This is a genomic window from Neobacillus sp. B24 (genome assembly GCF_055381825.1).
This window is the reverse complement of sequence record NZ_AP035777.1, coordinates 3490327-3514086: the sequence shown is the minus strand read 5'-3', so window position 1 is coordinate 3514086 and position 23760 is coordinate 3490327. Positions and strand designations below refer to the sequence as shown.

The window sequence follows — 23760 nt, the reverse complement described above, 5'->3', positions numbered from 1 at the left end:
TATAGCAACTTTTTAGAGAGGGGCGGGAAATCAATGTCTTACAAGGCGGATATTATTATTGTTGGTGGTGGAGTAATTGGTTCGAGTATCGCTTACCATTTACTGGATGATGGCTTTGACGGAAGGGTAATCGTCTTTGAAAAAGATGGACTTTATGAGTTTGCATCTACGCCTAGAAGTGCTGGAGGATTTAGGCAATTGTACACAACGTCTATTAATATGCAGCTTAGCAAATATAGCCTGGAAATGTACAAAAATTTTTCCAAGACTATGGCAATCAATGGTGAAGAGGTTGAAATAGACTTTAAACAACGGGGTTATCTATTCTTGGCTACTGAGGAGCTGATGCCCAAATTCGAACGGCATTTAAAGCTGCAAAATGAAAACGGTATCAAATCCCGTCTGCTGCAAAAGAATGAACTATTAAACATTATCCCAGAACTAAATATCAAGGATCTTTCCGGTGGACTCTTTTGTGCAGAGAGTGGGTATTTAGACCCGTACTCCGTTATGCAGGGATATATTAAGAAAGCAAAATTATTAGGTGCAGAGTATGTTTATGATGAGGTGGACAGTTTAATCACGGAGCTAGACAAAATAAAAGGCGTGAGGATGGCAGATGGGAGTGAATATTTTGCTCCGTTTGTTGTAAATTGTGCCGGGGCTTGGGCATCGATTTTGAGTGATAAAGCCGGATTGCCGTTGCCTGTAGTGCCACTGCCGCGTCAAATCTTTCAGTTTGATATTGAAAAACCACTGAAAAAATACCTCCCGCTCACGATGGATCCGACAGGTGTTTATTTCCGTCACGAGGGTGAGAAGTTTATTTCCGGCTACGCAGAGGAAATTGAACCGGGGATTAATTTTAAATGGCGAAGGTCAGCCTTTGAGGAACATATTTGGCCTGTCCTTGCCAACCGGATTCCAAATTTTGAGAATGCTAAGATTGAACGGGGCTGGGCAGGATTATATGATTTTAACACCGAGGACCACAATGCGATTTTAGGGGAATATCCAACTATGAAGGGCTACTTTGTAGCGTTTGGATTCAGTGGACATGGCATGCAGCAGGCACCTGCGGTAGGGAAGTGTCTCTCCGAACTAATTCGTACCGGTAAATACGATACGCTTGATTTAACGCCTCTGAGGGTAGAACGTTTTGCTGAAAAACAATTAATCGTTGAAGATGCTATCTACTAAAATAATTTAACAGTATGATCATAAAAACCCGCGAATAGGGCGGGTTCTATATTCAAATCCTCGCAACACTAGATGGCTGTGTAGAGAAACATGCAATGTTCAAAGCAACTTAATGCCATATTATTGGCACCGCTGGTTGCTTCTGATTTCTACAGTGATCAGGATAGAGGGTCATTAAATAATAGATATAGTATTTTGAATATTCCGAATTTTCAATTGACAGGTGGTATGGGCTGTTATATATTTACATTATCCAGTCAACCGGTGGACCTACCAGTTAAAATCTATTAATCTATCTTTCACAGAAGGATGGGAAAAGTGTTAGAACAGTTTGTTCCGGTAACTTAAGATATAGAATCAACATAAAATTTCAGATCCATCATGATAAGCGATAAAGGAAATGAAAGCGGATACACGAGATAAGACAATTTTATTGAATAAAAGTGCTCCTTAGAGAATTCGTACTTCATAATTGTCAGGGAAGGGAGGTTTTCTTTTAGCGAATGTAATTTTTGCAAGCGGCGGTCTTAAAAAACAAATATAAACAGAAACGAGGAATCGATGGATGAAGAAGTATAAGTTTCCAATAATCGTGGCGGCCATGTTGATGCTGTCTATATTTTTAAGCGCATGTAATTCAACGACTGGGGGAGAAAGCAGTTCAGGTGGTGACTCAAAAGGTGCGGACAGTGATGTCATCAAAATTGGTGTGATGGCTCCAACAACTGGTGCAAGTGCGGCAGAGGGGAAGGATATGGTAAATGGAGCAGAATTGGCCGAGAAACATATCAACGATGCGGGTGGAATTGATGGAAAGAAAATAAAATTAGTGGTCCAAGATGATGCCTGCGACCCTCAGCAAGCGGTAACCGCTGCTAATAAGCTAATTCAAGAAAAAGTAAGCTTGGTGGTCGGTACATATTGCTCGTCTGCTGCTCTTCCAGCAAGCGGAACGTTTAATAAAGCGGGAATGCCTGTCATCCTAATTGGGGCAAACTCTCCTCAACTACCAAAGCAAGGATATAAGAACCTTTTCTTAATTAATAGTATGGTATATGACCAAGGAAAAGAGGTATCTAACTACTTCAAGAAAAAGGATATTAAAAAAATTGCCCTCGTGCATGATAACTCTGATTACGCGCGAGATCTTGCAGATATCACGAAGGAACTTCATGAAAAAAATGGCGGTAAAGTGATCGCTTTTGAGGCTATTAATCCGGAAGAAAAAGATTTTGGTGCACTAGCAACAAAGCTAAAAACACTTAATCCTGATGCAACTTATTTTACTGGCTTTTATAATTCAGGCGGGTTATTGGTCAAGCAATTTAAACAAAAAGGAGTATCCGGTTTATTTGTAGCCGGTGATGGAAATCCGGCTGAACCTTTCATGGACATTGCGGGTAAGGAAAGTGCAGAAGGCGTCATTTTCTCACAAACCGTAACCCTTCAATTTGTTGATACACCTGAAGCAAAAGCATTCCTCGAAGAATACAAGAGCACGTATAAATCGAATCCGTTAACGTTCGGTCACCTACAATACGATGGTATCAGGCTGGCAGCAGATGCTATCAAACGTGCCAAGAGTGCAACTGATTATAAAGCGATTATCCAAGCCATTAAAGATACGAAAGATTTCCAGGCCTTTGGTGAGACATATAGCTTCAAGGAAGATGGGACAAAAGAAAATGGTAAATATATATTAATTAAAATCAAGGATGGCAGCATTACACTTGAGGATCAGTAGGCGAATGGAATAGCATTCCCCCTTGGTGCTACCAATGGCCAAGGGGAGGCTGTCTTAATAGATTAATTAGAAAGTGGTGAAAGGAATGGATATTATTATCCAATCAATAGGAGACGGCCTTGTTCTTGGCGCATTTTATAGTTTAATCGCGCTTGGCTATACAATGGTTTACGGCATCATCCGGCTGTTGAATTTTGCCCATGGAGACTTTTATATGTTTGGAGCCTTTTTAGGCTATACGGGTTTATCATTTTTGATGGGCGGTTCCATCGGTTCGAGCTTGCTCGGTATTGGCGTTGTTTTATTCATAACAATCGTAGTGGTTGGTTTGGTTGGAATGGGTGTCGAACGCGTTGCCTACCGGCCTTTGCTGAATGCCCCGCGCTTGTCTCTTTTGATTACAGCCCTTGGGGTTGGACTCGCCCTAGAATATGGCTCCATGGTTGCCTGGGGTCCAAATTACGTCAGCTTTCCTGTGAAACTGCCAACAACAGGGTTTACCTTATTAGGTGCTAATCTTACTTATTCACAAATTATTTTAGTTTTGGTCGCAGCCGCTTTGATGTTCGCACTACAAAAATTTATTCATGGCACTGCCATTGGTAAGGCCATGCGCGCCATTGCCATGGACCAAACCGCGACTAGTTTAATGGGGGTTAATATTTACCGCGTTATAGCCATCACCTTTTTCATTGGTACTGCCTTGGCTGCATCAGCAGGAATTATGTCGGCTGTTTATTACGGAACAATCAACTTCATGATGGGATTTATTATGGGTCTAAAGGCATTTACTGCGGCAGTATTAGGTGGAATCGGTAATATTAAAGGGGCTATGCTTGGTGGTTTCTTACTTGGCATATTAGAAACATTTGGAACCATGTTTATGGGAGGCGCCTGGAAAGACGTATTGGCATTTAGCATCCTCATCTTATTTTTAATCTTTAAGCCGACTGGAATTTTAGGCAAACAAGTGACGGAAAGGATGTAACAGATGAAAAAAATTTCGAAACGTCCGATCATACTCGTCCTATTCCTCTTAGCTCTCGTGTTTCCATTTTTATCAAATAATTATTGGTTAGATGTTGGCATCCTGGCCTTAATATATATCATTCTCGCGCAAGGGCTTAATATCGTTGCTGGGTATGCCGGCTTACTTGACTTAGGATATGCTGCATTTTTTGCCATCGGGGCCTATACAACTGGAATATTAATGACCGCATTTGATTGGCCTTTTTTACTCACATTACCTGTTGCTGCTGGTTTTTCTGCACTCTGTGGTGTCCTCATAGGCGCCCCAACGCTTCGGCTTCGCAGTGACTATTTAGCAGTCGTCACCCTAGGATTTGGTGAGATTATCCGAATTACAGCGACAAATTTAAAAATTACGGGAACTGCTACCGGAATTTTTGGGATACCAAATCCAAATTTCGGTGGTTTTATTTTATCAGAACCTAGCCATTTTTATTATTTGATCCTAGTTCTTGCTGTGTTAACAATTTTAGTTACCTCTCGGTTGGGAAAATCACGGGTTGGCAGGGCATGGACCTATATTCGTGAGGATGAAGATGCTGCAGAGGCAATGGGAGTAGATCGTGTAAAAATGAAACTCCTTGCGTTTACGACCGGTGCAATTATTGGTGGTTTAGCGGGATCCTTCTTTGCAGTGAAGATGGGCGCTGTTTCCCCTAATAGTTTTAAAGTCTTGCAATCTATCATGATTTTGTTAGCGGTTGTTCTGGGCGGAATTGGTAGTGTGACGGGTGTAACCATTGGCGCGATAATCGTCATAATGCTTCCGGAAGCATTAAGGGATGTTTCGGATTGGCGGTTCTTGGTATTCGGGATTGTGATGATCGTCATGATGTTGTTCCGTCCGCAAGGGCTCTGGCCGGCAAAGTATGAGACAGAGGCAGAACCTGATGCTGTTTATGAAACGGAGAGTCCGCCACTCCCCATAAAGCTCAAGAAGGAAATAGATATTAAGGGAAATCCTTAAATCGAGATTGAAAAGAGGTGTCATGATGGCGGTATTACAAGTAGAAAATTTAACGCTGCAGTTTGGCGGGCTGGTGGCAGTAAATGATTTATCCTTTACCATTGATTCTAGTTCGATCGTAAGTGTGATTGGACCAAACGGTGCGGGGAAAACGTCAGTTTTTAACATGATTACAGGATTCTATCGGCCGACAAAGGGAGCAATTTCTTTAGATGGTGAGAGATTAAATAATCAAAAACCGAGTAAGATCACCAAACTCGGGCTGGCTCGGACGTTTCAGAATCTGCGCTTATTTCCCGATCTTTCGGTACTTGATAATGTAAAGTCCGGAATGCACTGCCGTTCAAAACAACTACTTTTAGGGGCTATTTTCAAAACAAGGGCCCAAAAGGAAGAAGAAGCACTTATTGAACAGGTTGCCTTTGAGTGTATCGATTTTGTCGGAATTCGGAAATATGCGAACCGTGCTGCTAAAAATTTGCCCTACGGAGTGCAGCGTTATTTAGAAATTGCCAGAGCATTGGCAACAAACCCTAAATTTCTTTTACTTGATGAACCGGCTGCCGGTCTAAATCATGAGGAAAAAGAGCAATTAATTGATTTAATTTTACGCATACGGGAAAAGTACAAACTATCAATTTTAATCATTGACCATGATATGGGTCTAATTAAAAAAATCTCGGAAAAAGTTATCGTAATTGACTATGGACAAAAAATTGCCGAGGGGACGCCTGAAGAAGTTCTGCGAAATCCAAAGGTAATTGAGGCGTATCTGGGAAGGGATGAGGATGCAAGTTGAGCGCATTATTAAAACTGGACCAAATTCATTCGTATTATGGGAAAATTCATGCCTTAAAAGGCATTTCATTACAGGTCAATCAGGGTGAAATTGTCGCACTTCTAGGTAGTAATGGTGCCGGAAAAAGCACGACTTTAAAGACTATTAGCGGGTTAGTTACTCCCAAGAGCGGTACACTTGAGTTTGAGGGGAAAAGTATTGCCGGGCAGCTCCCCCACACAATTGTCGAGTCCGGTATCGTTCACGTACCGGAAGGCCGGAGGATTTTCGGCGGTTTAACTGTTCTCGAAAACCTGGAGCTTGGCGGGTATACGAAACGGAAAGATAAAAAGTTTATTCAGGAAGGAATCACGCGTGCATTTGATTTGTTTCCGCGCCTTAAAGAACGTCACATGCAATTAGCCGGAACCTTGAGCGGCGGAGAACAGCAAATGTTAGCCATTAGTAGAGGCCTAATGGCTGAGCCGAAACTATTAATGCTAGACGAACCGTCGATGGGACTTGCGCCGATTATCGTTGAAGGAATTATGCGGATTATTCGTGAAATTAATAAACAAGGAATGACGATTTTGCTCATCGAACAAAATGCCAAGGCAGCGTTGAAGTTGGCCAGCAGAGGTTACATTATTGAAACCGGTGAGATCGTCATGCATGACAGTGCAGAAGTATTACGGGATGACGATAAAATTGTGAAGGCATACTTGGGGGCATAGAAGGTGAAGGGGCATTGTTATAAATTAATTTATTCTTAAGGAGGTGTTATCGGTGGATTTAAAGCCAATCCAAAAAAAACGGGTGTATCGAGAAATTATTGCACAATTTAGAGACTCCATCCGGAATGGCGGGTTAAAACCAGGGGATAAGCTTCCTTCAGAGCGGGAGTTGGCTGATCGTTTATCGGTTTCCCGAAATGCCGTAAGGGAGGCCGTTAGTGTAATGGAATCAGTGGGGCTGGTAGAGATTTCACAAGGAATTGGGATTTTTCTTAAAGAAGAGAATCAAGATATTCTCACTTCTCGAATGGATGGCCTTCTGAATCAACAAGGATTAAACCTGGTAGAACTACTCGAAGTAAGGGAAGGACTTGAAGGGCAGGGGGCCTTTCTGGCTGCTGCTAGGCGTACTGCTTCAGATTTGGAAGCCATAAAGATCGCCTATGAAAAAATGAAGAATGCCTATGCGCTGAATCAAATAGCCGCGGAAGAGGACTATAAATTCCATATCGCGATCGTCACTGCCGCACAGAATACAACACTCCTTGATGCGGTGAAGTTATTTTCGGATACTTTTTTACTTGGGGTGCAGCAATTGCGAAGTAGAAGTATTAAGGCAGGTAAAAGTCAAACTGGACTTTCGGAACATTTTGAAATATATCAAGCGATTGAACAGCAGGATGCGGACAGAGCGGAAAAAGCCATGCGAGTTCATATAGTAAATGCTAAAAAAAGACACTTGTTAGATTCTAAGTTTACAAGTTTATAAGTGCCGGCCCATTCAAATGTGGAAGGCACTAAAAAGTCCATATAGGTGATGAGTTACAGGAGGGACCCAATGTTAATACTTAGTAGCAGTGACCAGCAAAACTTGTTAAATATGTCTGAGGTAATCGATGTGGTTGCTACAGGCTTAGTGGAGTATTCGGCAGCACGAACGAACACCCCCTTACGAACAATCCTCCCCGTAAGTAAATCTGATGGAAATGCCATTTTTATGCCGGCCAGTGCCGAGGAAGTTGGCTGTCTGGGAATGAAATACGTTGGTACTTTTCCAAATAATCGAAAAGTAGGCAAAAAGGTCATAAATGGGGTTGTTTTATTCATGGACATTGAAACTGGTGAGCCGTTGGCGTTATTGGAAGCTTCTTACTTAACAGTGATGAGAACCGGGGCATTATCAGGTGCGGCCACCAAGTATTTGGCACGACCAGATTCAAAGACTCTCAGTATGATTGGGACTGGGGAACAGGCTCTGGGACAATTGCAGGCCATTTTGGCAGTTAGGGATATTGAGAAGGTGAAACTAAATAATCGCAGTAAACAGAAGGCTTTGGAGTTTGCCGCCCATATTGAAAGACTTTTTCCGGTTACTGCTTCTGTGTTTGATCATCCAGACCAAGCGATTGATGGTGCCGATATTATTGTCACTTCCACAAGTTCAGACACTCCAGTTTTTACGGGAGAGGTAGCACCGGGTGTACATATCAATGCTATTGGCTCCTACCAACCAACGATGCGTGAGCTGCCAACCTGTGTTATATCACAGGCTCATAAGGTAGTGGTAGAATCAATGGCCGCCACAGCCAAAGAAGCAGGAGATTTACTCATTCCAATACAAGAAGGGAAATTTAGTAAGAACCAGATTCATGCTGAATTAGGTGAAATTATCGGTAACCGGGTAGCTGGAAGGGAAGACGAGAGTGAGATTACTGTATTTAAGTCTGTAGGTTTTGCCGCCGCCGATATTGTCGTCGCTAAGTATTTTTACGAAAAATCTCTTAAGGAAGGGATTGGACAGCGAGTTGAGCTGGGAACTGCCTGGAATTTGAGTACGATAATGGCCTAATGTTGGTGAACATGTCCATTCAGGTATCATAACGACCGTTTTAATTTTCTCGGGCATTAAATGGACAGTCCTTACAAAAAAGGAGCCTAATTAATTTTCAGGCTCCACTTTTAATCCTTCGTAACATTGGATAGCTGTATATAGAAGCAGGCAATGTTCAAAACTGCTTGTATTTAGGGAAGTAATTTCACTAATTTTTTCAAGTCTATAAATGATGGTATTGCGATGGATAAACATATTTCTCGATGCTTCACTTAAATTCATATTATATTTGCAGAACCCTACAAAGGTGGATGCTAATGTATCGTAATTATCTTGCTGGATTAATGGAGTAATAAGCTTTAACAGTTTTTTCTGATACTCGGTTGTCAATTCCTTTGGCAGGGCCCAAATTAATGTTTCCCGTTCATTAAAAATATGAATTTTGGAATCTAGGTAAAATTGACCGCCTAAATTCATTGCTCTGATCGCATTTTGGTAGGATTCTGCAATACTTATCAAATTACCGCTTACATCTCCTGCGGATATACAGGCAGTAACCTGAAATTTATTGGCAAGATAGGTATTAAGTTTTTGAAGCTTTCCCTCCAAACTTTCAATTAATGCAGAATAAGAGCCCTGGTAAGGGAGGGATTTAATGACAATAAATCGCTCTAAGCTTAAAAAAGAAATGATATCATCCTTATTCTCTTGAAAGATTAACTGCAGAAAACTAATGATTTCCCGTTGGAAGTATTGGAAGGGAAAATCTTCAAATAGTTCATCGGTTCCTTTTCTCACAGGAATTTTTTGCGAGTTTTTTATGTCAATTAACAGGCAAATCCGCTTCGTTTCGATATCATATTCAAGTAGTTTTGAAGATTGCAGAATTTGACCATATAGTTCATTCTCATTTTCGTTGTAATGAATCACCTGATGGACGAACATTTCCACCATTTTTTCCTTGAGTTCCACCATTTCTTTCCGAAAGGCCTCTTGGCACATCATTTCAACATGATTTTTTACTAGCTGAACATATTTTTCAACTTCTCTTGGTTCCCCTACAATACCAAGCACACCAATTACCTTATTATTAAATTTTAATGGCGCAGAGACTCCGGGCAGAATTCGTTTTCCAATTTCATTTGTACAATCTACCAAATCGTTTTTCTTTATTACTTCAAGAGATGGCTGATGAAAAATTCCTATCCGGCTTTTATCGGAAGAGCCAATGATTATCCCTTCATTATCTGTAATGCTGATGGGGAATTTGATAATTTTACTGGTTGTTTCGACAATATCCTGGGCGATCTGTTCCAGTATTTTCATGCCTGTTTGCCTCCTTTCCAAAGTGATTGGAGAAGTAACTCATTCTAGGAAACCCCAAATTATTTCAATAATTATTTTATCTTTAATCTTAAAATTGCACAACAATTCAGAAAACATATAATAAAAACTCGTCAAATCATGACGAATTTACCTGTTTTATAGTTTAAAAACCTGCCGAATGAAATTATAAAAAATCCCTAAATTCTACGATAAAGGGTATAGTAGTGACCTTAGACCTATTAAAAAATTTCATCCAATTCTTTATAACCTTTGTACCCGTTATTAATACTAGTAAGTGCATGTTTAAAATGATCGACTAAGGTAGTTTGCAGGCCGGCCTCGTCCTTTTTTTGTAAATAATCTAGTATAATAAGATGTTCGTCGGGACTATATTCCGAACTTGTAAGAGAGGTGCTTCAGGTAATGATGGACCTGGCGAAGGAAGGCATGACAATGGTAGTCGTCACCCATGAGATGCGATTTGCAAAAGATGTTGAATTTTATTCAAAATTTGCCATGAATTACGTATGTTCATGGCAAAAGGGACCAAACCATTTTAATCATTCAGTAAGTAATCGACGATTTTAATCATTTTTGGTGAAAAAAAACAAAAACGGTTACTATTGGTTTCTTTTTTTTGTTTAAAGTAAACATATGATTCAGAATATTATTAATTTACAATTACCTTAGTTGTTGAGTTTGTCGAAATTATGGATTGAAAGGGGAGATACATGTGCCAAAAGAGGAAGTTAGAGTAAGTGAAAAGCTAAGTGAAGCCTTTACTTTACCGTCCTGGCTCTATACAAAGCCTGAGGTTCTGGAGGTTGAGAAGAAAGAAATCTTCAGTAAAACCTGGCAATATGTTGGTCATATCAGCCAGTTTCAAAGAGTGGGAGACTATATTACGACTGAAGTTGCCGATCGGCCCATCATCGTCAACCGGGGACAGGATGGAGAAATTCGTGCTTTTTACAATGTCTGTACCCATCGTGCGGCAAAACTAGTTGAGGGCGAAGGAAGTAAATCTGTTTTTACCTGCCCATATCATGCCTGGACGTTCCGGACGGATGGATCGCTGCTTCGTGCCCCCAATATGGGAGGCTGTGACCATTTCGACTATCAGGACTTTTGCTTAAAAACCATCCAGTTGGAAATCGTTCATTCGTTTATTTTTGTCAATTTGGATCCGGGCGCCCCTTCCATGGCGATTCTATACCCTGAACTGTTTCAAACTGTGGAAAAATATGACCTTAGCAAACTGAAAAAGGTCCGCGTGAAAGAGACTATTTGCAGATCCAATTGGAAGGTCGGAATCGATAACTATCTCGAATGCGATCATTGTTCGATTGTTCATAAAACCCTGGTTTCCAAGCTGGACATGAAACAATACGAAATGGCCATGTATGATAACTATTCCTATCAAGGTACGCCGCTAAAAGGCAAGACAAGCGACTTCGGATTGGGACAAGGCGGAAGATACTATTGGCTCTATCCCAATACTTGGTTCTCTTTTGATCCCGGACCAGCTAATCTATCGATTCATCAATCGATTCCGATTGATCATAAAACAACCAAGTATGTGTATACTACTTTCTTTATGACAGATCAAATGACCAAAGAAGAAGAAGAGCTCCTCGCCATGGATGATTTGGTCAGAAAAGAGGATCTTGATATTTGTGAGGTAGTCCAGAAAGGGTTGGAAACAGGTGCCTATACACAGGGAAGATTCTCACTCACAGAAAATTTAGTCCATCATTTTCAGTTGCTGTTACAAAAAGATTTAGAACATGTTTTGCCGCTGCCAAAGAAAGATCCTTCAGCAGCGTTATAGGAGATGGATCAGTCGCTATCTCCATTTATTATCGCTTTGGTGTAAGCGCTTCCTTTGTTAATCGAGATATTTTTTTTAGGAAGATAGGTGAAGAAAATGATAGAGCAAAAGGAAACCCAGCCCAAGTTAAAAAGGGCGATGAAGAGCAGACATTTATTCATGATGTCTTTAGGGGGAATTATTGGAACGGGACTGTTTTTAGGTTCCGGATATGCAATTGGTGAGGCAGGCCCTGCCGGAGCCATTTTGGCTTACCTTGTTGGCGGGCTGCTGATGTATTTGGCCATGGTTTGTTTAGGGGAATTGTCGGTTGTCATGCCGGTATCAGGATCTTTTCAAGCCCATGCCACAAAATTTATCGGTCCTGCAACTGGTTTTGTCGTAGGCTGGATTTATTGGTTTAGCTGGGCTTTGTATGTCGGACTTGAATTCGTCGCAGCAGGCCTTTTGATGAAGCGTTGGTTTCCTGATATTCCAACATGGATTTGGTGTGCCATCTTCGTTGTGTTGCTATTTTCCATCAATGCCTTGACAACAAAGGCCTTTGCTGAAACAGAGTATTGGTTTGCCGGTATTAAGGTTCTTGCTGTTATACTGTTTATCATAGTTGGTCTGGGCGCAATATTTGGGCTTATAAGTCTTGAAAGTGAACCAACTCCATATTTGTCCAACTTTATCGGCGATGGATTATTTCCTGCTGGAATGGTAGGAGTATTCATTTCCATGATGTCGGTCATTTATGCTTTCCAAGGGTCTGAAATCATGGGGGTTGCAGCTGGGGAGACAGAAGAGCCAGAAAAAAATATTCCAAAAGCGATTCGTACAATCGTTTTCCGAATTTTATTATTTTACATTTTGGCTATATTTGTCTTATCAGCACTTGTTCCTTATAAAGAGGCAGGCGTGTTAGAAAGCCCGTTTGTTACTGTATTTGATATGGTCGGGATTCCATATTCAGCTGATATTATGAATTTCGTTATTTTAACTGCTATCCTTTCAGTTGGAAATACGGGCTTGTACGCTTGTACACGTATCATGTTCTCCCTTTCCGAAACAGGTATGGCTCCCAAGGTTTTTGGAAAGTTAAACAAACGCGGTGTGCCAATTTATTCTTTATTGGTGACGTTGGGATTTGCTTTGCTTTCCCTGCTGACGAGCGTGGTTGCAGAAGACACACTATTTGTTGTCCTGCTGGCGGTTAGCGGTATTGGCGGGACCCTTACATGGCTTGCCATTGCTGCTGCCCAAATAGGTTTTCGCAGACAATACATTAAAAATGGAGGTAAGCTTGAAGACCTGAAATACAAAGTTCCGTTCTATCCATTTATTCCAATTCTTTGCATAGTTATGTGCTTATTCATTTTTGCTTTTATGGCCTATGATTCAACACAGCGCACATCGCTTTATTGGGGATTTGGATTTATAGCAGCATGCTACTTATATTATTATTTTGTATTTAAACGGAAAAATGTGACGTTGCCAATTGAGGCTCAAACCTCAAATGTGGAGTAGGAGAAGTCTAGCATTCTGCACAGCCTTTCAATGATTTATATAGTGACACAGGTCTAGAGATTAGGAGGTTATTATGATGAATTTAACTAATTATGACATCATTATCGTTGGTGCCGGTTTTTCCGGATTGACTGCGGCCAGGGAGCTGCGTTTCTTGGGACATCGTGTTCTTGTGTTAGAAGCACGTGACCGCCTGGGCGGCCGAACTTGGGTGGATCATCGACTTGGGACTGAACTGGAAATGGGCGGGACTTATGTCCATTGGCATCAGCCTTATGTGTGGACAGAGATTACCCGTTACGGTTTGGAGCTTGCCACCGCTCCGAAAACGGAAAAAGTATATTGGATGGCTGATGGAAAATCGTATTGTGCTCCCGTTGGCGTATATAAAGCGAAACTAAGAAATGCGGTCGAACGGCTCCTGAAGGAAGGCGGCAAGTATTTGCCGCAGCCATTTAAGCCTTTACAATCCGATAGTTTGAGAGAGTTGGATGGTGTTACCGCAGAACAATTTTTGAAGGATTTTGGCCTCACACAAGAGGAATATGATATTTTGCATGGGTGGATTGCCTCCGACTTTTGCGGTGATCCGGGAGAAGGCGCTGTTACCCAAATCTTGCGCTGGTGGGCGTTTTCACAAGGAAACTGGGAAACGCAAAGTGCGATGATTTCCACTTTTCGCTTAAAAAAGGGAACGAGTGCTTTAATTGAAGCTCTTGCAGCAGATGCAGCAGCAGAAGTGAAGCTTTCAACTATTGTAAAAAGAATTGAACAAAATGAAAACGATGTTAAGGTCTTAACAGAAGACGGGTCAGCCTTTAAAGGAAAAGCTGTAATTGTAACTGTGCCACTCACCACATTGCAGGATATTGATTTCCAACCTGAGCTGTCACTTGAGAAACAGGCCTCCTCCAAAGAAGGCCAAACCTCAAAAGGCGTCAAAGTTTGGGCACGTGTGAAAGGGAAATTAGAACCCTTTGATGCCTTGGCTCCTGGATGGTATCCATTAAATTCTGTCCATTTGGACCGTTATGTTGATGCAGACAGTATCTTAGTCGGGTTTGGACCAAGCGCTGCATTGCTTAATCCGGAAGACCGGGCCGGAGTGGAACAGGCATTGCGTTACTGGATTCCGGACATCGAAGTCCTAGAAAGTACTGGTCACGACTGGGTAAATGATCCATTGTCCAAAGAAATGTGGCCGATGCTAAAGCCCAACCAGTTATCGACCTATCACAAAGAATGGAACACGCCTGAAAATACCGTCTTCCTGGCAGGAACCACCTATGCAAATGGATGGGCCGGATTTATTGATGGAGCGATTGAAACGGGAATTACAGTCAGCCGCAAGGTTCATTGCTATCTGACAGGCCAGGTAACTGGAAAACAAAAGATCCCGGTCAATAATGAATAATTTCAAGCAAGTAAAGGGTGTCTCTTTTGGAGGCACCTATTTCTGTTGTAAAAAGTTAATTATCGCCAAAAATTAGAAAAATATGTATAATAGTAATGCTGTTTTACCTAAAAATAGTAGAAATTCCATATATAGAAAGGATGTACATATGACAGCGATTCGTTTCTCTGGGAAAGTGGGGACTTTAATCCTACAATGCGTTATTGCGGTTGAAGTGTTAATCTTAATTGGTGTTCTGCCCATTCTTTTTCATAATTTAACCTTTAACCCAACTGAGTATTTTCAGGGTGTCATTGAGTTCAATAAAAGACTCATTGAATTCACGCCATTAACAATAGATGGTACCAACCCCATTTTTCCAACCATTTTTGATAAATACAAAGAATCTATGAAAATATTAGGTTTAGGAATTCTGGCGGCTGTTTCCATTGCCTTCTTTATCTCCTATTTGGCCTTGTTCTTTTTCAAAAAGAGAATGAAAACCATCAAAAATCTGCTTGAGATTTTTGAATCTATTCCGGACCTTATGCTGATTCTGCTGCTGCAGCTGGCAGTCATTGTTATTTATAAAAAAACTGGCATTAAACTAGCAACAGTTGTTTCAGTACGTGAAAAAGCAATTCTGCTTCCGGTCATTTGTTTAAGTGTACCGATTAGTTTTTACATCACAAAGGTCATCATTCATCACATAGAAGAAGAGTTAGAGAAATATTATGTAGAATTGGCAAAGGCAAAGGGGCTGGCTTTTTCCTATATCTTAAACGTACACGTCTTGAGAAATATCGTCGATGGGATGTTCGGGACATCGAAAACGGTGTTCTGGTCGATGCTGTCAACATTATTGGTAATAGATTACCTATTTAATATGAATGGCCTGATGCGGTCTATGCTGACGGGAACAGACCCATTTGTTATGGGCTGTATCCTTATTTTCGTCCCATTTTTTATTCTCTACCGGGTGTATGAATGGGTAAGTTTTGATCGTAAACGGGACGCTTAATAAACTGATTGCATACTTAAAAGGAATCAAAAATATAAACAAAAGCCAGGGATAATCGCATGCCGATTATCCTTTTTCTAATTCTATTAAGCCTTCATTTAGGGTCATTTTTTGAAAATTCTTAGAATAATAGGGTATAACGGGTCGTAAGAATAGGATAAGTGTACCAATTTTGGCCATTACTTTTAAAAATCACTCCAAGTCAGTCAATCCAAGGAGGTGATAAGTTGAGAATAGAATACAGCTATACCTTCGACCTGCCAAGGAACATTGTGTGGAGGTACATACAGGATGATAGGGTTCTTAGAAGCTCTCTTCCAGGCTGCCAGTCATTTAAAGAAACACCAAAGGGAATCTATGTGGCCGAACTGGGGCTGAATACCGGTCCTGTAAAAGGTCTGTTTTCTGCTGAGGTCCAGCAGGTTGACCAAATCCCGCCAACCTATTATCGGTTATTGGTAAAGGGAAAAGGCAAGCCTGGGGAGATTGATGCAGTAGCGGATATGATTCTTGAAGAAGCAGAAGAAGTAGAAGGGGGTTCAAAAATTACCTGCGTCGCTGAAATCGAAGTGACAGGTGTACTGGCTTCGGTTGGTCAACGAGTAATGGGAGGTGTCGCCAAAGTCATTCTCGGGCAATTTTTCAAGAGTGCTGAAAAAGAAATGAAAAATGAAAGCTAGGTATTTTTAAAAAGGGAGGTTGGTTGGGTGGCAAAAAAGCTTAATGTCGAAATAAAAGTAAATGGAAAAGTCAAACAGGCCGAGGTTGAACCTCGACTTTTGCTTGTCCATTTACTGCGCGATGAGTTCAACCTAACCGGCACGCACATTGGCTGCGATACAAGCCAATGCGGCGCTTGCACGGTGATGATGGATGGCAAAGCTGTGAAGTCGTGCACGGTGCTGGCGGTTCAGGCAGACAGGGCTGCTATTGAAACAGTAGAGGGATTGGGTTCGGTTGAACAGCTTCATCCGATACAGGCCGGTTTTTGGGAGAATCATGGACTGCAATGCGGGTTTTGTACGCCTGGAATTATGATGGCGGTCAACGGCCTGCTGCAGGAACATCAAAATCCGACCGAGACGGAGATTAGGGATGCCCTTGACGGAGTCATCTGCCGCTGCACCGGATATCAGTTTATTGTCAAGGCTGTTCAACAGGCTGCAGAAACAATCAGAAACGCCCAGCAGCAATCACAGGTCGTACCGGCAGAGGGGGGAAGTCAATGACAAAGGTTGTCGGCAAGCCGCTGAAGCGGAAAGAAGACCCGAAATTGATTACCGGAAACGGGCAGTTCACCGACGATATCAAATTGACAGGAATGCTTTATATGGCGGTCAAACGCAGCCAGCATGCCCATGCTGTGATAAAAAGGATATCGGTTGATGGTGCCTTGAAGCTTCCAGGAGTACTGGCCGTTTACACTGGCAAGGATGTTCAGGATAAAATCAAGCCGATCCGCTCGATTTGGCTGGTGCCTGGTTGTGACCTGATTCCCAAAGATAGAGTACCGCTTGCGGTGGATAAGGTTAATTATACCGGAGAAGCGGTAGCGGTGGTGATTGCTGAAAGCCGCTATTTGGCCCAAGACGCCTTGGATTTAATTGATGTCGAATACGAGGAACTTCCGGCGGTGGTTCATCAGGAGGCGGCAATCGAGGCCTCGGCTCCGACAATTTATGATGACGTGCCGGGGAATGTGGCTTTTATATGGAAAGCGGGCGAAGTGCCTGAGGAAGTGTTTGCCAACGCAGAGGTCGTGGTGAAGCAGCGTTTCTACGAGCAGCGGGTTGCCGCCAACCCGATGGAAACGCGTGGGGCTGTTGCACAGTATAACCCGGGCAGCGGCGAGTTGACGCTTTGGTGTACGTCACAGAATCCGCATATTCATCGGTTGCAGTATTCAGAGGCCTTGGGAATTCCGGAAACAAAATTGCGGATTATAGCGCCGGATGTTGGCGGCGGTTTTGGGGCGAAAATTGCTGTTTATACTGAGGAAGCGTTGGCAGCCTTTGCGGCGATGGATTTGAAACAGCCGGTGAAATGGATCGAGGACCGCCAGGAGCATTTCCTCGCGACCAGTCATGCCCGTGACCAAGTAATCACCACTGAACTGGCAGGAACGAAGGATGGCAACATTCTAGCTATACGCACCCAGAATGTCGCAAATCTTGGCGCGTATTTATCAACGATGGGAGCAGGAGTGCCGACGATTGATTTTGGGTTAATGGTGACAGGGGCCTACACGATTCCGTATGCTTCCGCTGAAACAATCGGCGTCTATACGAATACGACGCCAACGGACGCTTATCGTGGTGCCGGAAAACCGGAAGCTTCCTATCAGATTGAAAGAATTGTCTCTCTGTATGCTGAAAAAATCGGTATGGACCAGGTGGAGGTCCGCCAGAAAAATCTGGTACCAAAAGGGTCATTTCCATATACAAATGCAATGGGCTGTAATTATGATTCCGGCGATTACCAGAAGGTTCTAGACCAGGCATTGAAGACTGCGGATTATATCGGCTTGAGGAAACAACAGGAAGAGGCGCGCAAAAACGGCACTCTGATGGGAATTGGCATTTCCACTTATGTAGAACTTTGTGGCTTGGGTCCATCGCCAGTTGCCGGTGCCATTGGCTTTGGCGGTGGACTTTATGAGAACTGTACAGTCCGCGTTCATCCAAGCGGCAAGGTAACGGTATTTACCGGGGCATCGCCGCACGGCCAAGGCGAGGGAACCACTTTTGCCCAGGTAGTGGCAGAAAAGTTCGGGATTCCTGTTGAGGATATTGAGCTGCTCCATGGAGATACCCATATGATTTCAATGGGCTGGGGGACGTACGGGTCACGGACAACGCCGGTAGCAGGCGGGGCGCTTTCAATTGCAGCAGACCGCGTTATCGAAAAAGCGAAGAAAATTGCTGCGCACGAACTGGAAGTATCACCGGAGGAAATGAAATTTGAGGATGGCGTGTTTAAGGTAAAAGGGTTCCCCGGCAAGGAACGCACCTTTAAGGAAATTGCCTGGTCGGCAAACAATGCCTGGAATTTGCCCGAAGGCGTGGAACCAGCATTAGAGGGACAGTGCTTCTTTGATCCGCCTGATTTCGTTTACCCGTTCGGCGCTCATATTTGTGTTGTGGAGGTTGACCCTGAAACAGGAGTTGTGCAGTTGAAAAAATATGTTTCTGTTGATGATGTCGGCCGCATCTTGAACCCGCTGATTGTCGAGGGCCAAGTCCATGGAGGTCTGGCGCAGGGAATCGGGCAGGCTTTATGGGAACAAACTGTTTATTCGGAAAAAGGCCAGCTTTTATCGGGCACGTTTATGGATTATACGATGCCGAGGGCGAAATTCTTCCCGATGATACAGTCGAGTTTCGTTGAGTCGCCAAGTCCGGTTAATCCGCTGGGGGCAAAAGGTGTCGGTGAAACGGGCACCACAGCTGCACCATCTGCTGTCGTCAATGCCGTGATGGATGCGCTAAAGCCATTTGGCGTGGTGGATTTAGAAATGCCGCTTACCCCGGAAAAGGTGTGGAAGGCGATTCACAAAGGGAGGGTTATGAAGTGATCCCTGTTAGTTTCGATTATGTACGGGCAGCGTCAATACCGGAAGCGATTCAATACTTGAAAAATAGCAATGGCGAGGGCAAGTTGATTGCAGGCGGACACAGCCTGGTCCCGCTAATGAAGTTTCGATTGTCGACTCCGGGCACGCTGATAGATATCAGCGGTGTTAATGAATTGAAGGGCGTTGGAATCGTCGGCAGCAGGCTGATGGTTGGGGCGCTGACTACTCATGCGGAGGTTTCTCAAGACGCAACGGTCCTGGCTCACTTGCCGGTATTGGCGGAGACAGCCAAGCAAATTGGCGATATGCAGGTCCGCAATAAGGGCACTGTCGGCGGTAATATTGCCCACGCCGACCCATCCGCCGATTTGCCTGCAGTTGCTTTGGCCCTGGATGCAGTTGTGCACCTGACTGGTGAGGACGGAGAAGAGAAGGTGCCGATTCAGGAATTCTTGCTTGGACCATTTATTACCACATTGCCGGAAACTAGCGTCGTGACCGCAATTTCCTTTGCCGTTCCGCCTGTTGGCGCCAAAAGTACGTATCTAAAATATTCTCACCCTGCATCAGGCTATGCAGTTGTCGGCGTCTGTGCGGTTGCCAGTAAAACAGCTGATGGTCTTGTCAATCATATCCGGATTGGGATTACTGGAGCAGGCGATTATGCTTTCCGTGCCGAGCAGGCCGAAAAGTTCCTGTTCGGAAAACCGGCAACTTTAGAGAATCTCAAACAGGCTGCCAGTCTAGCCGGCGCTGACGGGGACATGGGGGAAGACCTGTTTGCCTCGAGCGAGTACCGGGCCCATCTTTGCAAAGTGTATACGGAGCGGGCATTGCAGAAGGTCCTAGGGTAGAACCGCATCAAATGACAACAAGGCCAAACCACCGGGGGAAAAGTTTAGCACACTAGTGGTTTGGCTTTTGGTTTTGGGGTTTTCTTAAAAAATAGTAACTTATAATTCTTGAAAAATGATGCTTCGCGGATATATTGGTGGTTTTCGCGGATATATCAAAAATATCGCGGATAAATTTAAATTTTCGCGGATAAATTGTTTTTTTCGCAGATAAATCCCCATTTATCGCAGATATATTTTTTTTCGGTCGTGAACTGTCCTATTTTAAAGATAGTTTTCAGGTTAATTAAAGGAAAAGTCGCCATTCAAGTCCAAAGTCTGCAATTTTTGCCTGCATATTTGTTGATTGTTGAACTATTTATATTGAAAGTTCCCAAACAAGGAAGTGTAAGAGAATGTTATCGAACCAGCAAGTTACCGAGCTATTATCGAGCATGATTAAGGAGCACCAGCCCGGTGTTTTGGCCACTGTTATTACAGTGAAGGGATCTGCCTATAAACGTGAAGGCGCGAAAATGATCATTGAACCTTCCGGGGATTATCACGGGATGATTTCCGGGGGATGTTTGGAAGGGGATGTTGCCGCCTCGGCCGAAGAGGTGTTCAGTTCGGGTAATCAGATTTTAAAGAAATACGAGTTGGACGAGGACCTTGTCTGGGGACTTGGTTTAGGCTGCCCAGGCACCGTTGAAATCCTGATCGAACCGATTGATTCCTCCAGGTTTTTTCAGCAAACGGCTGATGCTTATGCAAAAAAACAAGCTTTCGTTGTATGTAAACTTATCGAATCTGAGGAATTGCCGCTACTAGTAACGGAATCAGATATTTATGGTGACAACTGGGGTGATGAAATCTTACAAGAGAGCACTGTTATGATGGCGATGCAGAAATTAGCACAGCAAACAGCTTCATCTGAAACGATTTTTTTGACAAAAAAGACTGGAGAGGAAGTCCGGGTGTTTCTTGATGTTCAATTCCCGCCGCCAAAGCTTTGTATATTTGGTGCGGGACATGACGCGATTCCACTTGCCCAATTAAGCTCATTGCTTGGGTATCAAACAATTGTAATTGACCCACGGCGCAGTTTTAACACATCAGAACGGTTTCCGACAGCTTACAGCCTGTTATCAAAACCAGGGAAAATGGATAGCCGCACCTATTGTGTCATTATGAACCATCATTTGGAACGGGATATCGACTCTCTAGCTTTTGTGTTAAAATCTGAAGCCCCATATGTCGGGTTGCTGGGTCCGCGGATCAGAAGGGCAAAGATGATGAATCATTTGAAGGAGCAGGGAGTCACTTTTTCAAACAGAGAATTGGAAAAACTTCATAGCCCAATTGGCCTTGATATCGGAGCGGAAACCCCCGAGGAGATAGCCTTAAGCATCATGGCAGAAATCACAGCGTTCCGGAATGGGCATAACGGCGGATTTCTACGAGATAAGACATTTATTCATAAACCGCAGCGCTTAATGGCTGAAAAACAATCATGGTAGCTGGTATTTTGCTGGCAGCGGGCAAATCGGCGCGGATGAAGGAACCTAAACCATTGCTGCAGTGGCAGGGAAAAACACTACTAGAATATCAAATTCAACAGCTGTCACGGCTGCCAGTGGATGAAATTATTGTAGTTCTGGGCCATGAGGCCGATGCCATCTTAAAGACAGTTTCGGTAAATGACGGGCGGGTAAAGTTTATCAGGTGCAGGAGTTATCGTAATGGACTTAGTGCTTCGTTAAAATGCGGATTGGAGCATGCTTCAGAGAAATATGCCGGTGTGCTGTTGCTGCTGGTTGATTTGCCGCTTATACAACCCCGTACTTTTGAACAGGTCTATGAAATCGGTTTAAGTCATCTTTCAAAGACAGCTGAGCCGTTTGTCGTCCAGCCCAGGTATAAAAAACAACCCGGACATCCTGTATTGCTCGGTCACTTTAGGCAGCTAAACTGGCAAACGCTAGAAGGGGATGTCGGGGCAAAACCATTGATTAGACATATAAAGAATCATATTTTACTAGATTCTAGTGACCGAGGCGTTGTGTTTGATATTGACACACCTGAGGCCTATCGGGAAGCAATAAAGATAGAAGAGGTGATATGATGAGCAACTTGCAAACCCGCTACGAATATGGCGGGGACGAGTTTGTCTTTGTCCAGCTTTCGGAAGCGATGAGCTTGGAGGCGAATTTTAAGGGGATCGCAATTACGAGAAAATTGAAGGAACGGAATCTTGAAGGTATCATCGATATTTGTCCATCCAATGCTTCCTATATGGTTCGCGTCAATCCAGAGGTATTACATCCCAACCAATTAATTAACGAACTAAAAGAAATTGAGGACAGTATCCAGGACTTGAATATTGAAATCTCCTCAAGGATTGTCGATGTACCGGTTTTATTCGAAGATCCATGGACGCACGAGGCCGTGATGCGTTTTCGTGACCGCCATCAGGACCCGAATTGTACAGACCTCGAATACAGCGCAAAAGTGAACGGGTACGCCAGTAAGGAGGAATTTATTGGGGCGATTGATGCTGCACCGTTTCTCGTTTCAATGATTGGCTTCGTACCAGGATTACCGTGGTGCTTCCAAATTGTTAGACAGGAAAAACAAATCGAGGTGCCGAAATATGTCCGGCCGCGTACCTTTACCCCTGAGCGAACCTTTGGCTTTGGCGGAGCATTTGCCGTCATTTATCCAGTTCAAGGGGCAGGCGGCTATCAAATGTACGGCATCGCCCCCGCACCAATCTATCAAAAGGAACAAACCTTGCCGGATTTCCAGGATTCCATTGTTTTCCCGAAGCAGGGGGATATTTTCCGCTATCGAAGCATTACGAGAGATGAATACGATGCGGTGCGTGCCGAGGTGGAGGCCGGTACCTTCACGTATCGGAAAAAGGAGATCACGTTCACCCCGCAGGAGGTTCTGGAAAATCCTGAAGCGTTCTCGGAAATGGTGTTAAGGAGGTTATACCATGATTAAAGTGCTGAAACCTGGTCTGCAAACGACCGTTCAGGACCAAGGAAGATTAGGATTATATGAAATTGGCATGCCTCCTTCCGGTGCGATGGACCAGTTCGCCTTCCGGGTGGGTAACATGCTTGTCGGCAACCATCATAATGCCGCGGTTCTGGAAATTACCTATATCGGCCCGGAGCTTTTGTTTGAAAAAGATACCATGATTAGTTTAACTGGCGGTGAGATTCCTCCAAAAATCAACGGAGTGCCTGTGCCAATGTGGGAAACACTCCCTGTAAAAGCTGGCGATGTCCTTTCGTTTGATTTTGTCAAAACCGGAGCGCGGATTTATTTGGCGGTAGAAGGCGGGATTGATGTGCCGCTCGTGATGAATTCCCGCTCAACCTATACTTTAATTGGAATCGGCGGGTTTGAAGGAAGGGCGCTTGCGGCGGGTGATGTTCTGGAAACCGGGAACCTGCATGAGCGGAAGGTACCGGCGGGGACAAGGATTGAGGAATACCTGATACCTTCATTTGGAAAAAGTCATGAAATCCGCGTCATCGTCGGTTTGTGCAGTTACCGGTTGACAGAAGAAAGCAAGCGGACATTTCTTGAGACCGAATGGACTGTTACGCCGGAGGCCAATCGCATCGGCTACCGGCATAAGGGGGAGCGTCTGCAATTCGTTGAACGGGAGCAGCCGTTTGGCGCCGGCAGCAATCCGTCAAACGTTACTGATTTGGGCTATCCGATTGGTTCAATTCAGGTGCCGGATGGCGTTGAACCAATTGTTCTGCTGCATGATGCGGTTACCGGAGGGGGTTATGCAACAGTTGCAACCGTCATAAGTACCGACCTGAATACCATGGGCCAAATCAAAACAAATGAAAAGGTAAGGTTTGTTTCCGTCAGTCTGGATGAAGCCTTGCAAATCCGTAAAGAGAGACAGCTTGTGTTAAATAAAATTTCCGAGAGCATAGCTTCTCGTTAGATAGGAGG

At 43.6% G+C, this 23760-nt stretch carries 22 protein-coding genes; 21 read left to right on the top strand and 1 reads right to left on the bottom strand.

Going from position 1 to position 23760, the window contains the following annotated elements; all coding sequences use genetic code 11:
• Window positions 1-33 precede the first annotated feature (33 nt).
• The 8 genes from ACZ43M_RS17205 to ACZ43M_RS17170 all read left to right on the top strand — a co-directional run bounded on the left by ACZ43M_RS17205 (window position 34) and on the right by ACZ43M_RS17170 (window position 8301).
• Window positions 34-1200 (top strand): NAD(P)/FAD-dependent oxidoreductase, encoded by a 1167-nt coding sequence (locus ACZ43M_RS17205; RefSeq protein WP_464503761.1) that lies wholly within the window; start codon window positions 34-36, stop codon window positions 1198-1200.
• Between the two features lie 565 nt (window positions 1201-1765).
• Window positions 1766-2944, top strand: a complete 1179-nt coding sequence (locus tag ACZ43M_RS17200; protein ID WP_464503760.1) for a branched-chain amino acid ABC transporter substrate-binding protein — start codon at window positions 1766-1768, stop codon at window positions 2942-2944.
• 85 nt (window positions 2945-3029) lie between these two features.
• Window positions 3030-3932: a branched-chain amino acid ABC transporter permease gene (locus tag ACZ43M_RS17195; RefSeq protein WP_464503759.1), complete on the top strand. Its 903-nt coding sequence runs from the start codon at window positions 3030-3032 to the stop codon at window positions 3930-3932.
• A gap of 3 nt (window positions 3933-3935) precedes the next feature.
• On the top strand, window positions 3936-4940 hold the full coding sequence (locus ACZ43M_RS17190) for a branched-chain amino acid ABC transporter permease (protein ID WP_464503758.1): 1005 nt from the start codon (window positions 3936-3938) through the stop codon (window positions 4938-4940).
• Window positions 4941-4965: 25 nt separating this feature from the next.
• A complete protein-coding gene (locus ACZ43M_RS17185; RefSeq protein WP_464508047.1) occupies window positions 4966-5739 on the top strand; it encodes an ABC transporter ATP-binding protein in 774 nt (257 codons plus the stop codon).
• Window positions 5736-6452: an ABC transporter ATP-binding protein gene (locus ACZ43M_RS17180; RefSeq protein WP_464503757.1), complete on the top strand. Its 717-nt coding sequence runs from the start codon at window positions 5736-5738 to the stop codon at window positions 6450-6452. Before ACZ43M_RS17185 ends, ACZ43M_RS17180 begins: the two co-directional genes overlap by 4 nt.
• Before the next feature lie 52 nt (window positions 6453-6504).
• The gene (locus ACZ43M_RS17175; protein WP_464503756.1) at window positions 6505-7221 is read left to right on the top strand and encodes a FadR/GntR family transcriptional regulator; all 717 of its coding nucleotides are present in this window, start codon (window positions 6505-6507) and stop codon (window positions 7219-7221) included.
• A 69-nt stretch (window positions 7222-7290) separates the two neighbouring features.
• Entirely contained in the window at window positions 7291-8301 is a 1011-nt protein-coding gene (locus tag ACZ43M_RS17170) for an ornithine cyclodeaminase family protein (RefSeq protein ID WP_464503755.1), read from the top strand.
• Window positions 8302-8391: 90 nt separating this feature from the next.
• Here the strand turns inward: ACZ43M_RS17170 and ACZ43M_RS17165 are convergent, their stop codons facing one another.
• Complete coding sequence (locus tag ACZ43M_RS17165) at window positions 8392-9609, bottom strand: CdaR family transcriptional regulator (protein WP_464503754.1); 1218 nt, start codon at window positions 9607-9609, stop codon at window positions 8392-8394.
• 423 nt (window positions 9610-10032) lie between these two features.
• Between ACZ43M_RS17165 and ACZ43M_RS17160 the strand changes: the two genes are divergently transcribed.
• The 13 genes from ACZ43M_RS17160 to ACZ43M_RS17100 all read left to right on the top strand — a co-directional run bounded on the left by ACZ43M_RS17160 (window position 10033) and on the right by ACZ43M_RS17100 (window position 23752).
• Entirely contained in the window at window positions 10033-10197 is a 165-nt protein-coding gene (locus ACZ43M_RS17160; RefSeq protein WP_464503753.1) for a hypothetical protein, read from the top strand.
• 145 nt (window positions 10198-10342) lie between these two features.
• A complete protein-coding gene (locus ACZ43M_RS17155) occupies window positions 10343-11440 on the top strand; it encodes an aromatic ring-hydroxylating oxygenase subunit alpha (RefSeq protein WP_464503752.1) in 1098 nt (365 codons plus the stop codon).
• Between the two features lie 96 nt (window positions 11441-11536).
• On the top strand, window positions 11537-12952 hold the full coding sequence (locus ACZ43M_RS17150; RefSeq protein WP_464503751.1) for an amino acid permease: 1416 nt from the start codon (window positions 11537-11539) through the stop codon (window positions 12950-12952).
• Window positions 12953-13025: 73 nt separating this feature from the next.
• Window positions 13026-14366, top strand: coding sequence for a flavin monoamine oxidase family protein (locus tag ACZ43M_RS17145; RefSeq protein ID WP_464503750.1), 1341 nt, complete (start codon window positions 13026-13028; stop codon window positions 14364-14366).
• A 148-nt stretch (window positions 14367-14514) separates the two neighbouring features.
• Window positions 14515-15366 (top strand): ABC transporter permease subunit, encoded by an 852-nt coding sequence (locus ACZ43M_RS17140; protein ID WP_464503749.1) that lies wholly within the window; start codon window positions 14515-14517, stop codon window positions 15364-15366.
• A 227-nt stretch (window positions 15367-15593) separates the two neighbouring features.
• On the top strand, window positions 15594-16046 hold the full coding sequence (locus ACZ43M_RS17135; protein ID WP_464503748.1) for a CoxG family protein: 453 nt from the start codon (window positions 15594-15596) through the stop codon (window positions 16044-16046).
• Window positions 16047-16073: 27 nt separating this feature from the next.
• On the top strand, window positions 16074-16595 hold the full coding sequence (locus ACZ43M_RS17130; RefSeq protein ID WP_464503747.1) for a (2Fe-2S)-binding protein: 522 nt from the start codon (window positions 16074-16076) through the stop codon (window positions 16593-16595).
• Window positions 16592-18940 (top strand): xanthine dehydrogenase family protein molybdopterin-binding subunit, encoded by a 2349-nt coding sequence (locus ACZ43M_RS17125; protein ID WP_464503746.1) that lies wholly within the window; start codon window positions 16592-16594, stop codon window positions 18938-18940. The genes ACZ43M_RS17130 and ACZ43M_RS17125 overlap by 4 nt, the downstream gene beginning before the upstream one ends.
• Window positions 18937-19794, top strand: coding sequence for an FAD binding domain-containing protein (locus ACZ43M_RS17120; protein WP_464503745.1), 858 nt, complete (start codon window positions 18937-18939; stop codon window positions 19792-19794). Before ACZ43M_RS17125 ends, ACZ43M_RS17120 begins: the two co-directional genes overlap by 4 nt.
• Window positions 19795-20189: 395 nt before the next feature.
• Window positions 20190-21293 carry an XdhC family protein gene (locus tag ACZ43M_RS17115; RefSeq protein ID WP_464503744.1) on the top strand — a complete coding sequence of 368 codons (1104 nt, stop codon included), beginning with the start codon at window positions 20190-20192 and terminating at the stop codon, window positions 21291-21293.
• The gene (locus ACZ43M_RS17110) at window positions 21287-21898 is read left to right on the top strand and encodes a nucleotidyltransferase family protein (RefSeq protein WP_464503743.1); all 612 of its coding nucleotides are present in this window, start codon (window positions 21287-21289) and stop codon (window positions 21896-21898) included. The genes ACZ43M_RS17115 and ACZ43M_RS17110 overlap by 7 nt, the downstream gene beginning before the upstream one ends.
• Window positions 21898-22782 (top strand): 5-oxoprolinase subunit B family protein, encoded by an 885-nt coding sequence (locus ACZ43M_RS17105; protein ID WP_464503742.1) that lies wholly within the window; start codon window positions 21898-21900, stop codon window positions 22780-22782. Before ACZ43M_RS17110 ends, ACZ43M_RS17105 begins: the two co-directional genes overlap by 1 nt.
• Window positions 22775-23752: a 5-oxoprolinase subunit C family protein gene (locus ACZ43M_RS17100; protein WP_464503741.1), complete on the top strand. Its 978-nt coding sequence runs from the start codon at window positions 22775-22777 to the stop codon at window positions 23750-23752. Before ACZ43M_RS17105 ends, ACZ43M_RS17100 begins: the two co-directional genes overlap by 8 nt.
• Window positions 23753-23760: the final 8 nt, after the last annotated feature.

Excerpts from the sequence above, each read along its gene's own strand:
- ACZ43M_RS17205 (WP_464503761.1), top strand. The coding sequence starts at position 34 with ATGTCTTACAAGGCGGATATTATTATTGTTGGTGGTGGAGTAATTGGT.
- ACZ43M_RS17200 (WP_464503760.1), top strand. The coding sequence starts at position 1,766 with ATGAAGAAGTATAAGTTTCCAATAATCGTGGCGGCCATGTTGATGCTG.
- ACZ43M_RS17195 (WP_464503759.1), top strand. The coding sequence starts at position 3,030 with ATGGATATTATTATCCAATCAATAGGAGACGGCCTTGTTCTTGGCGCA.
- ACZ43M_RS17190 (WP_464503758.1), top strand. The coding sequence starts at position 3,936 with ATGAAAAAAATTTCGAAACGTCCGATCATACTCGTCCTATTCCTCTTA.
- ACZ43M_RS17185 (WP_464508047.1), top strand. The coding sequence starts at position 4,966 with ATGGCGGTATTACAAGTAGAAAATTTAACGCTGCAGTTTGGCGGGCTG.
- ACZ43M_RS17170 (WP_464503755.1), top strand. The coding sequence starts at position 7,291 with ATGTTAATACTTAGTAGCAGTGACCAGCAAAACTTGTTAAATATGTCT.
- ACZ43M_RS17165 (WP_464503754.1), bottom strand. The coding sequence starts at position 9,609 with ATGAAAATACTGGAACAGATCGCCCAGGATATTGTCGAAACAACCAGT.
- ACZ43M_RS17160 (WP_464503753.1), top strand. The coding sequence starts at position 10,033 with ATGATGGACCTGGCGAAGGAAGGCATGACAATGGTAGTCGTCACCCAT.
- ACZ43M_RS17150 (WP_464503751.1), top strand. The coding sequence starts at position 11,537 with ATGATAGAGCAAAAGGAAACCCAGCCCAAGTTAAAAAGGGCGATGAAG.
- ACZ43M_RS17145 (WP_464503750.1), top strand. The coding sequence starts at position 13,026 with ATGATGAATTTAACTAATTATGACATCATTATCGTTGGTGCCGGTTTT.
- ACZ43M_RS17140 (WP_464503749.1), top strand. The coding sequence starts at position 14,515 with ATGACAGCGATTCGTTTCTCTGGGAAAGTGGGGACTTTAATCCTACAA.
- ACZ43M_RS17125 (WP_464503746.1), top strand. The coding sequence starts at position 16,592 with ATGACAAAGGTTGTCGGCAAGCCGCTGAAGCGGAAAGAAGACCCGAAA.
- ACZ43M_RS17115 (WP_464503744.1), top strand. The coding sequence starts at position 20,190 with ATGTTATCGAACCAGCAAGTTACCGAGCTATTATCGAGCATGATTAAG.
- ACZ43M_RS17110 (WP_464503743.1), top strand. The coding sequence starts at position 21,287 with ATGGTAGCTGGTATTTTGCTGGCAGCGGGCAAATCGGCGCGGATGAAG.
- ACZ43M_RS17105 (WP_464503742.1), top strand. The coding sequence starts at position 21,898 with ATGAGCAACTTGCAAACCCGCTACGAATATGGCGGGGACGAGTTTGTC.
- ACZ43M_RS17100 (WP_464503741.1), top strand. The coding sequence starts at position 22,775 with ATGATTAAAGTGCTGAAACCTGGTCTGCAAACGACCGTTCAGGACCAA.